Origin of the sequence: Streptomyces sp. NPDC048584 (assembly GCF_043199595.1) — a bacterium.
Classification (GTDB): domain Bacteria; phylum Actinomycetota; class Actinomycetes; order Streptomycetales; family Streptomycetaceae; genus Streptomyces; species Streptomyces edwardsiae.
On record NZ_JBICWF010000009.1, the window covers coordinates 190,926 to 204,962 of the forward strand.

Here is a 14,037-nt window from a genome sequence, read left to right on the forward strand (position 1 = left end):
CGTCTGAACCATCAGGCCCAGGCGGCCCTGCTGTTCCTCCTCGGCGCGACCGTGCTGCACGCCGGCCTGACCGACCTGCACCTGCGCTACGTCAAGTCCGGCCTGCGCCCGCTGCTCCTGCTGTCGGGCGCGGTACTGATCGCGGCGGCGGCGGCGACGGTCTGGTACGAGTGGCGCCGCCGTCCGCACTCCGGCCACTCCGGTGAACAGCACCGGGAACCCCGTGTCTCCTGGCTCCTCACGCTCCCCCTCTTCGCCCTGATCCTGGTCGCCCCGCCGGCCCTGGGCTCGTACAGCGCGAACCACACCGGTACGGCCCTCACCGAACCCCTCGGCTACCCGGACCTGCCCGACGAGGGTCCCCTGCGTCTGGGGGTGGGGGAGTACGCGGCCCGCGCGGTCTACGACCACGGCCGTCATCTGCGCGGGCGCCCCCTCAGCATCACCGGTTTCGTGGCGCTGGACGGCAGCGGAGTCCCGTATCTGGTCCGGATGAGCCTCAACTGCTGTGCCGCGGACGCCCAGCCGGTCAAAATCGCCCTCACCGGCAAGGTCCCGCCGGTGCTCCAGCCGGACACCTGGCTGGAGATCACGGGCACCTACACCCCACGGCGTACGAAGGATCCGGTCAACGACGGCCCGGTCCCGTACGTCCGGGTCACGGCCGCCAAACCGGTCCCGGCCCCGGCGGACCCGTACGACGACGCCTGGAACGGCTAGGACCGGTACGGCTGCTGCGGGGACTGCTGCCCGTACCCCTGCCCGCCGCCGAGGGCCTGTGCCTGGAGTTGCTCGGCCTGTTCGCCGGTCACCTTCTGCTCCGCGCCGCAGAAGGTGCACTGGGTCGTGTACTTCGTGGACACCGGGAACAGCGGCACGAAGAACAGGGTGAACTTGGTGACCCGCTTCCTGAGCGTGTGCGCGGCGGGATTCCCGCACTGCGCGCACACCAGCGTCAGTATCGCGAGCTGGTACAGATACCCCTTGGTACCAAAAATGATCATGTCGTCGAACCTTCCCGGGCCTCGGCCCCGCAACCACCACCCGCACCGGACGGTGAGAGCGGTCGGCAATGTCACCGGCCACAACACTGCCGCACCCTGCACAAGCGCGCACGGCCCTCGCCCCGCCATCCTGAACCCGTGATCGAAGCCGGTGGTGACGCGGGTGTCGTCACGCAGACACGCCACCGCGGCGGGACCGGCCCCTCGGAGCGCCCCCCACCCCTCGCAGAGAAGAGGCAACCGTGCAGATCACCGTCTCCACCGTCTCACTGACCGTCGACGACGTGAACGCCTCGCGGGCGTTCTTCACCGACCACCTCGGCTACCAGGAGATCGCCGCCGCCGACGGATTCGCCTCACTGACCCGGGGCGACGCCGCCGTCGACATCGTGCTGCTGCGCGGCGGCGCGGAGGACCGGGACGGCGCCGGGTTCGCCCTGGCCTTCACGGTCACCGGCATCGAGGGCGAGGAACGGCGGCTGCGGGACCGGGGCGTCGCCATCACGACGCCACTGCGCAAGGAGCCGTGGGGCGAGCGCCTCTTCCAGGTCACCGACCCGAGCGGCGTCATCGTCCGGTTCGTCGAGTGGGCGTCCCCGATGGAGTGAGGCGGGTCCTCACCGGGACCTGTGGTGCATCCGCCCGAAGACGATGTTGAGGAGCACGATCCCCAGCCACATGGCGAACACGGAGTCCGCATCGGCCCCCGCGCCCGCCGTCAGCCAGATCGAGCCGCCGACGCCGAAGAGCAGCGAGAAGACCGGCACCGCCACATGGGAGTTGTCGGGCTGCTGCCGAGCCTCCGGGGCCCGCTGTGCCAGCCGCGCGTCCACCCGCCGGTCGATCGCCTCGGCGGCGCCGGCGGCGAAGGAGTCCAGCACGGCACGCTCGTACTCCGGGCCCAGCTCCTTGCGGGCCTCGTACGCCACAGAGATCTCGTCCTGGAGGTCGGGAGATAGCATGTCTCGCGCACCGTCCTTCCCGTTTTCCGGCATCAGGCAGTCCGATCGTTCCGGCGGTCCCGGACGGGGACCAGGGAAGAGGTGTACGGCGTACACCCCTGTGCGGGCAACGTAGGTGGACGCTGTACACCTGTCAAGGGGGGCGGCCGGCTCCGGGTCCGGTCCGTACGGGACTCGGACGAGAGGGATGGTGGAGATGACCAGGCAGGCCGACACCGTCCGGCGGGCGCGCACCCCTCTGAGCAAGGAGCGGGTGCTGGACGCCGCCGTCGCCCTGGCCGACGAGGGCGGGGTCGACGCGCTCAGCATGCGCAGGATCGCGCAGGAGCTGGGCGTCGTACCGATGGCGCTGTACAAGCACGTCGCCAACAAGAACGAGCTGCTGGACGGCATGATCGACGCCCTGGTCGGCGAGATCGACCCGCCGGCCGCCGACGCCGACTGGAAGACCGTCGTCCGGCTGCGGGTGCTGTCGGCCCGGCGCATGCTGCTGCGGCATCCGTGGGCGTCGCGGGTCATCGAGGTGCGGATGAAGGAGCGGGCGGCGCCGACCCCCGCGGTGATGGCGTACCTGGACTCGATGATCGGGACCTTCCGGGCCGGGGGCTTCTCGGTCGGCATGGTCCATCACGCCATGCACGTCATGGGCAGCCGACTGCTGGGCTTCTCGCAGGAGTTGTTCGACGACACCTCCGACCGTGAGCCGGACCCGGACGCGCTGCCGCCCGAGGAGATGGCCGCGCGCTTCCCGCACATCACCGAACTGGCCATGGCGGTCGCCCATGACGAGGAGTCCGTGGTCGGCTCGGGCTGCGACGACCAGTTCGAGTTCGAGTTCGCCCTCGACCTGACCCTCGACGGCCTGGAACGGCTTCTGCCCTGACCCCTTGCGCAGGTGTACGCCGTACACTCATGATGGTCGGTGTACGGCGACACTCGCGTGCGGTGCGGGTGCGCGCCACCGGAGCCCGCCCAGCCGCGCACACCACTGCGGCCGCGGGCGCCTACGCCGCGTAGCTGCGGGCGGCGCCGGTCGCGGGCGCGGTGACGGCCCTGCGCGGCATCCACACGGCGGGCCGGGTCCGTGCGGGGCAACGCGTACTGGTCAACGGCGCGGGCACCTGGTGACGGCCGCCGGGCGGGGTCACACCGTGAGCTTCACGGCTTCCAGCCAGACGTCGTTGTCGAGGGTGCCGCCGAAGACGAAGTCGGGGCGGGGCTTGGTGCACACGCGGCCACCCCAGTCGCGCTGACGGAGGCGGACGGTGTTGCAGATCTCGCCGCTGCCGACGTTCAGGGCGAAGCCCAGCATGTCCGGGGCGTCCTTCTTCGGGCTGCCGATGGTGAAGTTCTTGCCGTCCCCGGTGACGGCCGTCCACGAGGGCTGCCACTCGCCCCGGCCGTCGACCGGCTTCGACGCGTGCCGGAAGGCGTTGCCGGCCGAGCCGTCGACACCGTGCACCGCGATGTTCAGGGCCTTGATGGGCCGGTTCTGGCCCGTGGTGCCGGCCATCGTGCCGTCGCACACCGGCTTCTGCCAGCCCTTCCCGGAGACGTACGCGCGGTAGCAGATGTGCCGTCCGGAGGGGTCGCTCGCGGCGAGCCGCCGTACGGCACTGGCGGCGGTGTCCTGCGGGGGCTTCGCCGTGACGGTGGTGGTGCTCGCGGGCGGTGTGGCGGTCACGGTGACGGTGACGCCGCCGCCCTTCACGTTCGTGGTGTCCTTCGGTTTCGGCTTGTCCTTGTCCTTGCCCTTGTCCTCGGTCTTCTCCTTGGCCGACGGCGAGGCGGGCGAAGGGGGCGGGACCGGCAGGGGGGTCGAGGTGCGGGCCGGTGACGCCTCGGCCGAGGGTGAACTGCTCGCGGCGGCCTGTTCCTGTTTCCCGCCGTCGTCCGAGCCGCCGCTGCCCAGGACCACCAGCGGGATGATCACCAGGGCGGCCACCCCGAGTGCCACGGGCCCGACGACCAGGGGCCTGCTGAGCGGTCCGGGGCCCTCGAACTCGTCGTCCGACTGACGGGAGGCGGTCCTGCGGGCGGGTTGTGGGGGCGGGACGGGAAGCGGGGCCGGGTCCCGTCGGTCCGGGTCCCGTCGGTCCGGTTCGTCCAGGTCCGGGTCCCTTCGATCCGGTTCGCCCAGGCCCCGTTCGTGTCGGTCCGGTCCGCCCGGGCCCGGTCCGCCCAGCCCCGGCGAGGGCAGGCCGTCCGTGCCGCCGGAAGGGCGCGGGGGCGGAGGGCTCTCCGGTTCGGGCAGCCTGTACGCCGCCTCGTCGACGGCGCCGGGAGCGTCACCCGGCGCACGCGACTGCGCCGTCTCCGGCTCCTGTTCCAGCAGCGAACTCGAGCCGTCCGGGGAGACCTCGACGAATGCGACGTACCCCGCGGCGGGGTCGGATATCGCCGCCGTGACGGTGGTGTCCAGGTCCCGTGCGTGGCCGTGCAGCAGGTCCAGGACGGCGGCGTCGACCGCCGTCCCGTCCGCCACCGGCACCGGTTCACCGTCGACGGCGGCGGAGCCGTCACCGGATATGACCACGGTGAAGTGCGGGAACGGCCCATCGGGCGCGGCGTGTTCACCACCGGTGACCTGCTCCTGCGCCTTCTCTCCCTCGCCCCGGCTCATAAGCGTTCCTCCCTGACGTTCCCGTTCGCACGGCACGGCCGGCCGCCGTATCGGCGTCGCCCGCCACCGCAACGGGCGTCGGCCGGGAAAGGTTCAACCGCGGTGCGCGGAACGGGACATCGGCGGTATGGGCGACGGCACGGGACGGAATGGCATGTTCCGCCGAACCGGCGGGTAAGGAGCGGTGTCGCACTAGAGTCCGAGCGTGGACCATTACGTGAATTCCCTTCGCTTCGCCGTACTGGGTCCAGTCCGGGCATGGCGCGGAGAACGTGAACTGGACCTCGGCTCGCCGCAGCAGAAGGTGGTGCTGGCTGTGCTGCTGTTACGGCGCGGAAGGCCCGTACCGCTCGGCGAACTGCTCGACGCCGTCTGGGGTGAGGAACCGCCCGCCGCCGCCGTGTCCGTCCTGCGGACCTATGTGTCGCGCCTGCGCAAGGTGCTGGAGCCGGACCGGGGCCCGGCGGGACGGCCCCGGGTGGTCGTCTCCGTCGGGGACGGATACGCGCTGCGGATCCCGGACGACGCCCTGGACCTCGCCGTGTTCCAGCGACGGGTCGTACAGGCGAAGCAGGCGCGCGCCGCGGGCGACGTGTCCGGCGCCGCGGAACTGCTGCATACCGCACTCGGCGGATGGCGGGGCGCCGCGCTGGCCGGACTGCCCGGCCCGCTGAGCGAGACGGTGTGCTCCTGGCTGGACGAGGAGTGGCTGACCGCGCTCGAGGCACGGCTCGACCTCGACATCGCGCTGGGACGCCATCACGAAGTGATCGCCGAGCTGATCCCGCTCACCGGAACGTACCCGCTGCGGGAAGAGCTGTGCCGCTTGCTCATGCTCGCCCTGTACCGGTCCGGGCGGCAGGCCGAGGCACTGGCCGCGTACCGCGGGACCCGCGGGGCCCTGGTGAAGGAGCTGGGCATCGAACCGGGCGCCGGGATCCAGGAGTTGCACGACCGCATCCTGGCCGCCGACCCGACGTTGCTGCCCCGGCGGCACCCGGAGCCCGCTGCCGCTCCGGTACCCGCGCGGGCCGGCGCCGTACCGGCGGACGACGCGGCGGCCGACGCGCCGGAGTCGGACGTGCCCGAGGCCGGCGATCCGCGCGGGCTCCGCTTCGAACCGGCCCGTCCCGCCCAACTTCCGCCCGACCTGCCGACCTTCGCCGGGCGGCGCACCGAACTGGACAGCACCGGGGCCCTGCTGCCGCAGGACGGCAGCCCTCCGTCGACCGTGGTGGTCAGCGCGATCGGAGGCATGGGCGGGATCGGCAAGTCGACCCTGGCCGTGCACTGGGCCCACTGCGTGGCCGGCCGGTTCCCCGGCGGCCAGCTCTACATCAACCTGCGCGGCTTCGACCCGACCGGCTCGGCGGTGACGCCGGACGACGCGGTACGCACCTTCCTCGACGCGCTCGGCGTCCCCCCGATGCGCATCCCCGCCGGCCGTGACGCGCAGGTGGCGCTCTACCGCAGTCTGCTCGCCGGGCGCAAAGTGCTGATCCTGCTCGACAACGCCCGTGACGCCGAACAGGTCCGTCCGCTGCTGCCCGGCTCCCCGGGCTGCCTGGTCATCGTCACCAGCCGCAACCGGCTCACCGGACTCGTCGCGAGCGAGGGCGCGCACCTCCTGACGCTGGACCAGCTGCCCACCGCCGAGGCGTACGACCTGCTGGCCCTGCGCGTCGGCGCCGACCGGCTGGCCGCGGAACCGGAGGCGGCGGACGAGATCATCGCGCGCTGCGGCCGGCTGCCGCTGGCGCTCGCCATCGTCGCCGCCCACGCCTGCGCCCACCCCGCCTTCCCGCTCAGGGCCATCGCCGACGAGGTGAGCGAGAGCCACGGCAGCCTGGACGCCTTCACCGGCGGCGACGACATCACCACCGATGTGCGGGCCGTCTTCTCCTGGTCCTACAGGGCGCTGTCCGCCCCGGCGGCACGCCTGTTCCGGCTGCTCGGCGTGCATGTCGGCCCGGACATCTCCGTACCCGCGGCGGGCGCTCTCGCCGGGCTCCCCCAGCGTGAGGCCCGGGGACTCCTCACCGAGCTGACCCGGGCCCACCTGCTCACCGAGCACTTCCCGGGCCGCTTCACCCTGCACGACCTGCTGCGCGTCTACGCCGCCGAACGCGTCCGCGCCGAGGAGACGCGGGAGGAACAGGAACTGGCCCTGCGGCGGCTGCTGTGCTGGTACCTGCACACCGCCGACGCGGCCTACGCGCACATCACCCCGAACCGCCGCCGCGTCCCCCTGGAGCCGCGGCCCGAGGAGTGCCGGCCGCTGCGCTTCACCACGCACGAACAGGCACTGGACTGGTGCGAGACCGAACGGTCGAACCTGGTCGCCGCGGTGCACGAGGCCGAGCGGGCCGGGCAGACGGGCATCGCGTGGCGGCTGCCCGCCGTCCTGTGGGGGTTCTTCTACCTCCGCAGCCATGTGCTCGACTGGCTGGACACCTCGCGTACCGGGCTGGCCGCCGCCCGCGCCGCCGGCAGCCGGGAGGGGGAGGCCCGCGCCCTGTCCGACACGGCGGCCGCACTGCGCAACGCCGGCCGGACCGACGAGGCCATCGCACACCTGCACAAGGCACTGGAGCTGCGGCAGGAGCTCGGGGACCGGGAGGGCAGATCGTCGGTGATCTCCAACCTGGGGGACGCCTACCTGCACGCCGGCCGGCTCGACAAGGCCGTCGAGTACACCCGTCGCGGGCTGGCCGTGGACCGCCTCACCGGGGACGTCTGGGGGGAGGGCATCGCCCTGTCCAACCTGGGCGACGCCTACCAGCGGATGGGCCGCTACGACGAGGCCCTCGGCTGCCTCGAGCGGGCGCTGGTGGTGCTGCGGGCCGGAGGCAACCGCTGGGTCGAGGGCGTCACACTCGACATCCTCGGCACCGTCCACCACCGGCTCGGCCGGCACGGCGAGTCCGTCGAGCACTACCGCCGGGCGCTCGCGACGCACCGCGACATCGGGAACCGCTGGGGCGAGGGCCACACCCTGGGCCACCTCGGGGACGTCCGTCTCGACGCCGGGGAGCCCGAGGCCGCCCGGACGAGCTGGCGGCAGGCCCTGGCGATCTTCGCGGAGTTCGGTCATCCGGACGCCGAGGGGATCCGTGAGCGGCTCGCCCGGCTGCGCGGTGGCACGGCCGAAGCCCCTGCCACCGCGCAGCGACGCACCGCCTGACATGGATCTCCCTCGATCGTGAGGCGCGCGGGGCGACTCCCGGCACGCACCCGCACAACGAACGGAAGGTGAGGACGGTTCAACTCCGCCGGACCGTCCTCACCTCTCCTCGGTCCTCTACCGGCGCACCTCGCGGTAGGCCTGCCCGCTCGGACCCGCCACCGTCCCGTCGTAGAGACCCGTCGGGCTCGTCTCCTTCGACAGGGCGAACCACGCGTACCGCTCGACGAAGTCCAGCCCGTTCAGCATGGTGGTCGAGGACCGGACGAAGTCGGTCTGCTGCCGCTCGTCGGGGTAGCGCGGGGTGCCCCCGGAGAAGTCGGTCAGCGCGTACTCCGTCAGCCAGACCGGCTTCCCGTAGCGCTCGTGCACGGCCTGGAGATAGCCGCGCAACTGGTCGGCGGCGCCGGGGCCGAAGTCGGCGCCGTACCAGTGCAGGGGGATGAAGTCGACGCGCAGACCGCGCTGCTCGGCCCCCCGCATGAACCGGTCCAGCCACCCGTCCGGGAGGTCGCCGCCGGAGGCGACCGCGGGTGCGCCCAGCCGCAGCCCGGTGGACTCCAGCCGGGGCCACAGGTCCAGGGCCTGTTCGGGCGACATGTTCGCCTGGCCCGGATGGTCCGGCTCGTTGAAGCCGAGCAGCGCCTCGCCCTCGGCGGCGGCCTGCCCCAGTTCGGCGTCGGTGACCGAGCCGGGTCCCCAGATCATCGGCACGAACTCGACCCCCTCGGGCCGCGTGACGCCGTCCGAGGAGGAGGACCAGTCGTAGTACCAGGACGAACCGGAGTCGGCCAGGGCCTCGGAGGCGCCGGCGACGGGGTTCAGAGCGACGCCCTTGCGGGAGACGGCCGCGGCGCTCTCCTGGGGTTGCCCGGTGACCGCGGGGGCGGGCGGGGCCGGTGTTCCGGCGGTGCCGTGGAAGGTGACGGTCATGCCGGCGCACTGCCGGCACTGGTAGACGACCTGGTTGCCCTGCTCGGCGTCGTGCTTGGACCAGCTGTACGCGGTCGGGCACGTCGAGGCCAGCGCGTCGCTGTAAGGGGTCTTCGCGTCCCGGTTCGGGTTGACGCACACCAGCGGCCGCCCGGTGGCCGGGTCCTTGACCAGGTTGTCCGCAGGGCAGGCCGCCAGCAGGTCCACGGCGCAGCCCGCCGCCGCGCACTCGCCCGACTCCGGCGGCGTCACGCCGTCCGGGGTGATGGTGAGGGCCGAGGCGACGGCGTTGACGTAGCTGACGTTGTACCAGGGCGCGAGTCCGTCCGCCGGGTCGAAGTTGAACTCGGCCAGGCCGGTCGGCTGTTCACCGGTCGAGCAACGGTCGGCGTAGGGTCCGCAGTCGCCCACGGCGCAGTGGAACGTGCTGCCCTCCTCCCCGGTGCAGCCCTCGCGGGCGAAGAACTTGCCGCGCCAGTGCCCGGCGCCGGAGTGCTCGGGGATCGTGACCGTGGCCGACTGGCCCGGGTCGAGTACGGGAAGCCCGGTCAGCGCGGTCGAACCGTCGGCGTTGACCGTGCTGCCGATCCAGACGCGGTGGTCGGTGGAGTTGCGGAAGGTGACGGTGTGCTCGGGTGCGCCGGCGGCGGCCGGTGTCCCCGCGATGCTCACGTCGTCCGAGCGCTGGCCCTGGGCCAGCCACGCGGTGCCGGTGACGGCGGCGGCGACCAGGAGCAGCGCCAGCAGGAACGAGGTGCGCCGGCGCAGGAGGGGTCTACGCATGGATCGCGCCTCGGGTGGGGACGGCGTACGTCATCCGTGTCCTCTCTCGGGGAGTGTCGGGTTGGGGGAGGGGTGGCCCGGCCGCGCTCATCCGGCGTCCTGGGGTGGCTGCGGGGGCGGTCCGAACGGGTCGACGGCGTCGACGGGCGGAGTCTGCTTCCCGCGGTGGGCGCCGGGCTTGCAGCCGGCGAAGGGCCCCGAGGGGTCCCTGAGGGAGGCCATCACCGGCAGCAGGTAGTCGCGGTGCCAGTTGGCGGGCCCGCTCGGCCCGGACCCCGTGCCGGTCAGCTCCAGCCAGGCCAGCCAGAGGCCGTGGAGCTGGGCCACCGCCTCCTGGTGCTCCCACCAGCGGGAGCACCAGGGAGCGGAGGAGGTGACCTCCCGGCCGTAGACCGGCAGCAGCACATGGTGTGCCCACAGGGTCAGCCCGCGCAGTTCCTCGACGTACTGCGGGCCCTCGAAGTAGAGGATGAACAGCGGTGCGGACGTGGGGGCCTGGGGATCGGACACGGGAGCGTTCATACGGGTGTACCTCGGGGCTGGGTTGCGCGGTTCGTCCTGGCCGAGGACCACAACGGACGCGTGGCGTGCGCGGTTCACCGGCGCTGAACCCCCCGCGCGCCGTTCCCGTTGTGCTGACGACTCCGCGACGGAGTCGCACGTGACGATCTCGCAGGAAGTGAGTGCTTCACATGTCAGGAAACAACTCGGACGACAGCTTCCGGACGGCACGAAGTCGGCAGAGCGGCAGCAGTCGGCACAGCACCGCACACCAGAGCAGCACGTCGGAGCGGGAGCGCAGCACCAGCCCGGAGAGCGACGGTTCCGGGCCGTACCCGGCCTCCACGACGAGCAGTGCGCAGTACTCGCAGTCCCAGTACTCCCAGTACTCGCAGTCCCAGTACTCGCAGTACTCCTACTCTCCGTCCCAGTCGTCCCAGTCCACGCAGCCCGGCCCCCGGACCGACGACAGCGCCTGGACGCGGGGGGCCAACGCCGCCCTGGCGGGGGCCCCGCTGGCAGGTCAGGGTGCCGCCATGCTCGGCGTGCAGTACGGGTCCGATCCCACCGCCTCCGTGCAGGGCTACGGTGCCGCGGTCGGCACGACCGCGGCCGCCAACGCCGCCGAGGTCGCCCGTCAGCTCTACTACGCGCGCAACGTCAGGACCAACCCCCAGACGCCGCAGCCCGCTCCCTCCTACACCAGGATGGCGGGGTCCGCGGTCGCCGTCGCCGGAGGCGCCGTCTACGGTGCCGGGGCCGGCATGAACAACGCGGGCATGCAGGGCTACGGAGCCATGGCCCAGGCCGTGGGAACGGCCGTGGCGGTGTCGGCACCGCAGCCCATGCACGATCCGTCCCGGCAGCCCAGGCCGCAGCAGATGCCCACCGGCGGCTACGGTCCCACACTGCCGCAGTACAACCAGCAGGTCGCGGGGTACCTCGCTCAGCAGCAGCAGTACCAGCAGCCCGTGCAGCAGCCCGCCCAGCAGCGCGACAGCACCGCGCCCCGCCGTCCGGCCGGGTCGCACTCCTCGTCGCACAGCCACGGGCAGGGAGGACGCCGCAGGGCCGCGGGAGGCGGAGGTGGCGGCCGGTAGTCGTATCGGCCGTTAGCCGTACGGGCCGGTAGCCGTTCCGGTCGGCGGGGCGGGTCCTCGTACCGGGGGCCCGCCCCGCCCCCGCGTCACGCGTCGGGCCGCACCACCCCGAGGATCTCCATCGATCCGGCCGGTGCCACCGTCACCGAGCGGCCGGGACGCGGGGCGTGGATCATCCGGCCGTCGCCGATGTAGAGGGCCACATGACCGGCGTCGGCGTGGTAGATGATCAGATCACCGGGGCGCATGTCCGTGACCGCGACGCGGTGGAGACGGCGCCACTGCTCCTGCGAGGTGCGCGGAACGGCCACGCCCGCCGCCAGCCACGCCCGCGAGGTCAGGCCCGAGCAGTCGTAGGAGTCGGGGCCCTCGGCGCCCCAGACGTAGGGCTTGCCGAGCTGCCGGGTGGCGAAGGCGATGGCCTCGCGTCCGGCGTCGCCGGCCTCGGTGCCGGCGCCGTCGAGGACCCCGGACTCCACCCAGGCCGCCTGGGCCGCGTCGGCGGCCTCCTTCTCCAGCGCGGCCAGTTCACGACGCTGCTTCTCCGCCAGCCGCGACTCCACCCGCTCCGCCGCGCCGATGCGGGCCCGGACGGTCGCGCGGTGGGACTCCAGCGCGCCGCGGTTCTCGCGCAGCCGCTTCAGCTCGGCGGCCGCCTCGTCGCCGCGGGTGCGCAGCTCCTGCTCGGTCCCGGCCAGGGCCTCCAGCACGCGGCGGGTGCCCAGGTGCGCCTGCCGGGCCAGGGACGCGTTGTCCAGCGCGTGCGCGGGGTCGCCGGCGAGGACGAACTGCACCTCGGCGGGGACCCCGCCCCCGCGGTACTGGGAGCGGGCCGCCGCCCCGGCCAGTCGGTTCAGGCGGTCCAGCTTCCGCTCCGTGGCGGCCACCCGGCCCCGGAGCGTGCCGAGGCGCTTCTTCTGCCGGGTCACCTCGGCGTCGACCGCGTTGTACTTCTCCGTGGCGGCCTCGGCCTCGTGGTAGAGGCGGTCGAGTTCGGCGCGCACCTCCGGGAGGGTCGCCGGTTCGGCTGCGGCGGGCCCGTGCGGCACCGCCGTCAGTGCGAGGGCCAGCGTGACGGCGGCCGTCGCGCGGCGGCCGCGGGGGCCCGGGCTCCGTCTCATGGTTCGTCGCTCCTTTTCGTGGGTGCCCGCGTCGGCGGGGCATGCGGGACGGGGTACGGCACGGGGCCGCCCCCACAACGCGCCCATGTCGTCCGGGGGTTCAAGGGCCGGGTGAACCGGGTTGGCCGCGGCGCCCGTTGTGCGATCGGGCGCCGGGGCGAAAGGGTGTGTATGAACGCGCAGTTGGTGCTGCTCGCGCTGAGCACGGGGTGCGGTCTCGGCTTTCTGCTGGCCGGGGTCCGGGCGATGGCGACGGCCGCGGCCCTGTGGGCGCGCGGGAGACGGGTGATGGGGCGGGTGACGCCGCGTGCGGCGACCGACCGGCGGCGCGGCGGGCTCGTCGTGTTCTCCGACCACTTCGGAAGGGATTTCGTCCTCGATCCCGGCCGGTACGGGCCGTTCTACGGCGTGCCCCCGGTCGGTGGCCAAGTGCCCGTCGTGTACGAGCGGGAGCGCCCCACGCGGGCCAGGCTGTGGACGCCCCGGCATCTGCTGGCGCCGTCGTTCGGCTGGTTCCTGTCCGCCACCGTGGCGTTCGGCACCGGAGTCGTGGTGGCGGGGTGAGACGTGCGGCGGACCCGTCCGGCGGTCCCCGGCGCGTCGGCGAACTCGATGTGCTGCGCGGGTTCGCCCTGTTCGGCGTCCTGGTGGTCAACGCCCAGTTGATGGCGGGCCCGTACACCGCCCTCGGCGGAGGACCGGGCGCGTCCGCGGCGGACCGGGTCGCCGCGTGGCTGGTGACCGCGCTGGTCACCGCCAAGTTCTACGTCCTGTTCTCCTTCCTGTTCGGTTACGGCCTCGTCCTCCAGGAACGGGCCGCGCGCCGGGCGGGCGCCGCGTTCGCCGCCCGCCATCTGCGGCGTGCGGCCGGGCTGTTCGTGCTCGGGGCGGGACACGCGGTGCTCCTGTACCCGGGCGACGTCCTGACGACGTACGCCGTCCTGGCCCTGGTGCTGTACGGGCTGCGCGGGCTCCGGGTACGGGCCGCGCTGAGGGTCGCCGCGGTGCTGCTGCTGGGACTCTCGGCGCTGTTGCTCGGGTACGGGCTGCTGACCGTCGCCCTCACCGAGCCGGTCACCGCCCAGGCCTACGCGCCCCGCGTCGCCGAGCGGGTCGCGGCCCTGAGGGGCGACGCCGGTTCGGTTCTCGGCGCCCGGCTGCGCGAGCTGCCCGCCGCGATCGGCACCGGTCTGCTGTACGCGCCCGCCATGCTGGCCGCCTTCCTGGCGGGGCTCGCGGCGGCGCGGTCCCGGCTGGTCGAGCGGCGCGGCCGGGACCGGGTGTGGCTGTGCCGGACCGCCCGGCGGTGGCTGCCGCTCGGGCTCACCGGCGGTGTGATCGCCGCCTGTTGCTCGAGCGGACCGCTGGACAGCCGCTGGTTCCTCGTCGGACAGGCGGTGACGGTGCTGACCGCCCCGGCGCTCACGGTGTCGTACGCGTGCGGAGTGCTCCTGCTGCTGCGGCCGCTGGAGACCCGTGTACCGGCGGCGGCCGGTGCGCTGGCCGCCGCCGGGCGCATGGCGCTCAGCCACTACCTCACCCAGTCGCTCGTCCTCGCCTGGGTGTTCACCGGTTACGGACTCGGCCGGTACGACCGGACCGGCACGGTCGCCGTCCTGGCCGGGTGCGTCGTGCTGTACGCCCTTCAACTCGCCCTCGGCGCTTGGCTGATGGCGCGCACACGGTACGGACCGGCCGAGCTGCTGCTGCGCACCGTCACCCTGGGCCGGCGGCCCCCGGGCCCGGCCCCGACAGCGGCTCCGGCTCCCGCCGGGCGCCGTCCTTCGCACCCACGGTGAGGAACAGCGTGCCGCCGCCCGGATCCA

Annotated in this window: 13 protein-coding genes and 1 pseudogene; 8 read left to right on the forward strand and 6 right to left on the reverse strand. The window is 73.3% G+C overall.

All coding sequences use genetic code 11. The features are described from left to right. Window positions 1–3: 3 nt before the first annotated feature. Entirely contained in the window at window positions 4–720 is a 717-nt protein-coding gene (locus ACGFR9_RS21300) for a TIGR03943 family putative permease subunit (RefSeq protein WP_393211256.1), read from the forward strand. On the opposite strand, the gene ACGFR9_RS21305 is transcribed toward ACGFR9_RS21300, so the two are convergent. Next, on the reverse strand, window positions 717–1,004 hold the full coding sequence (locus tag ACGFR9_RS21305) for a zinc-ribbon domain-containing protein (RefSeq protein WP_393210843.1): 288 nt from the start codon (window positions 1,002–1,004) through the stop codon (window positions 717–719). The genes ACGFR9_RS21300 and ACGFR9_RS21305 overlap by 4 nt on opposite strands. Before the next feature lie 242 nt (window positions 1,005–1,246). Between ACGFR9_RS21305 and ACGFR9_RS21310 the strand changes: the two genes are divergently transcribed. Further along, on the forward strand, window positions 1,247–1,612 hold the full coding sequence (locus ACGFR9_RS21310) for a VOC family protein (protein WP_393210846.1): 366 nt from the start codon (window positions 1,247–1,249) through the stop codon (window positions 1,610–1,612). A 9-nt stretch (window positions 1,613–1,621) separates the two neighbouring features. Here ACGFR9_RS21310 and ACGFR9_RS21315 read toward each other — a convergent pair whose 3' ends face one another. Continuing rightward, window positions 1,622–1,966: a hypothetical protein gene (locus ACGFR9_RS21315; protein WP_393210849.1), complete on the reverse strand. Its 345-nt coding sequence runs from the start codon at window positions 1,964–1,966 to the stop codon at window positions 1,622–1,624. Window positions 1,967–2,162: 196 nt separating this feature from the next. Here ACGFR9_RS21315 and ACGFR9_RS21320 point away from each other — a divergent pair, with 196 nt between their 5' ends. Together ACGFR9_RS21320 and ACGFR9_RS21325 are read left to right on the forward strand one after the other, a co-directional pair. After that, entirely contained in the window at window positions 2,163–2,849 is a 687-nt protein-coding gene (locus ACGFR9_RS21320) for a TetR family transcriptional regulator (protein ID WP_393210852.1), read from the forward strand. A gap of 140 nt (window positions 2,850–2,989) precedes the next feature. Continuing rightward, a pseudogene (locus ACGFR9_RS21325) lies at window positions 2,990–3,085 on the forward strand (NADP-dependent oxidoreductase); the annotation flags it as partial. A 25-nt stretch (window positions 3,086–3,110) separates the two neighbouring features. On the opposite strand, the gene ACGFR9_RS21330 reads toward ACGFR9_RS21325, so the two are convergent. Next, window positions 3,111–4,589 carry a hypothetical protein gene (locus ACGFR9_RS21330; RefSeq protein ID WP_393210855.1) on the reverse strand — a complete coding sequence of 493 codons (1,479 nt, stop codon included), beginning with the start codon at window positions 4,587–4,589 and terminating at the stop codon, window positions 3,111–3,113. Window positions 4,590–4,794: 205 nt separating this feature from the next. Here ACGFR9_RS21330 and ACGFR9_RS21335 point away from each other — a divergent pair, with 205 nt between their 5' ends. Continuing rightward, complete coding sequence (locus ACGFR9_RS21335; RefSeq protein WP_393210858.1) at window positions 4,795–7,773, forward strand: BTAD domain-containing putative transcriptional regulator; 2,979 nt, start codon at window positions 4,795–4,797, stop codon at window positions 7,771–7,773. A 117-nt stretch (window positions 7,774–7,890) separates the two neighbouring features. Here ACGFR9_RS21335 and ACGFR9_RS21340 read toward each other — a convergent pair whose 3' ends face one another. Beyond that, window positions 7,891–9,489 carry a glycosyl hydrolase gene (locus tag ACGFR9_RS21340; protein WP_393210861.1) on the reverse strand — a complete coding sequence of 533 codons (1,599 nt, stop codon included), beginning with the start codon at window positions 9,487–9,489 and terminating at the stop codon, window positions 7,891–7,893. 87 nt (window positions 9,490–9,576) lie between these two features. Next, a complete protein-coding gene (locus ACGFR9_RS21345) occupies window positions 9,577–10,011 on the reverse strand; it encodes a DUF4913 domain-containing protein (RefSeq protein ID WP_393210864.1) in 435 nt (144 codons plus the stop codon). A 170-nt stretch (window positions 10,012–10,181) separates the two neighbouring features. Between ACGFR9_RS21345 and ACGFR9_RS21350 the strand changes: the two genes are divergently transcribed. Continuing rightward, window positions 10,182–11,090, forward strand: coding sequence for a hypothetical protein (locus ACGFR9_RS21350; RefSeq protein ID WP_393210867.1), 909 nt, complete (start codon window positions 10,182–10,184; stop codon window positions 11,088–11,090). 86 nt (window positions 11,091–11,176) lie between these two features. On the opposite strand, the gene ACGFR9_RS21355 is transcribed toward ACGFR9_RS21350, so the two are convergent. Beyond that, window positions 11,177–12,211: an NlpC/P60 family protein gene (locus ACGFR9_RS21355; protein ID WP_393210870.1), complete on the reverse strand. Its 1,035-nt coding sequence runs from the start codon at window positions 12,209–12,211 to the stop codon at window positions 11,177–11,179. 171 nt (window positions 12,212–12,382) lie between these two features. Here ACGFR9_RS21355 and ACGFR9_RS21360 point away from each other — a divergent pair, with 171 nt between their 5' ends. Together ACGFR9_RS21360 and ACGFR9_RS21365 are read left to right on the forward strand one after the other, a co-directional pair. Further along, window positions 12,383–12,775 (forward strand): hypothetical protein, encoded by a 393-nt coding sequence (locus ACGFR9_RS21360; protein ID WP_393210873.1) that lies wholly within the window; start codon window positions 12,383–12,385, stop codon window positions 12,773–12,775. Next, window positions 12,772–14,010 (forward strand): DUF418 domain-containing protein, encoded by a 1,239-nt coding sequence (locus ACGFR9_RS21365; RefSeq protein WP_393210876.1) that lies wholly within the window; start codon window positions 12,772–12,774, stop codon window positions 14,008–14,010. The genes ACGFR9_RS21360 and ACGFR9_RS21365 overlap by 4 nt, the downstream gene beginning before the upstream one ends. The last annotated feature ends 27 nt before the right edge of the window (window positions 14,011–14,037 follow it).

Coding starts and splice junctions, on each gene's coding strand:
- ACGFR9_RS21305 (WP_393210843.1), bottom strand. CDS start 1,004: ATGATCATTTTTGGTACCAAGGGGTATCTGTACCAGCTCGCGATACTG.
- ACGFR9_RS21315 (WP_393210849.1), bottom strand. CDS start 1,966: ATGCTATCTCCCGACCTCCAGGACGAGATCTCTGTGGCGTACGAGGCC.
- ACGFR9_RS21320 (WP_393210852.1), top strand. CDS start 2,163: ATGACCAGGCAGGCCGACACCGTCCGGCGGGCGCGCACCCCTCTGAGC.
- ACGFR9_RS21330 (WP_393210855.1), bottom strand. CDS start 4,589: ATGAGCCGGGGCGAGGGAGAGAAGGCGCAGGAGCAGGTCACCGGTGGT.
- ACGFR9_RS21340 (WP_393210861.1), bottom strand. CDS start 9,489: ATGCGTAGACCCCTCCTGCGCCGGCGCACCTCGTTCCTGCTGGCGCTG.
- ACGFR9_RS21345 (WP_393210864.1), bottom strand. CDS start 10,011: ATGAACGCTCCCGTGTCCGATCCCCAGGCCCCCACGTCCGCACCGCTG.
- ACGFR9_RS21350 (WP_393210867.1), top strand. CDS start 10,182: ATGTCAGGAAACAACTCGGACGACAGCTTCCGGACGGCACGAAGTCGG.
- ACGFR9_RS21355 (WP_393210870.1), bottom strand. CDS start 12,211: ATGAGACGGAGCCCGGGCCCCCGCGGCCGCCGCGCGACGGCCGCCGTC.
- ACGFR9_RS21360 (WP_393210873.1), top strand. CDS start 12,383: ATGAACGCGCAGTTGGTGCTGCTCGCGCTGAGCACGGGGTGCGGTCTC.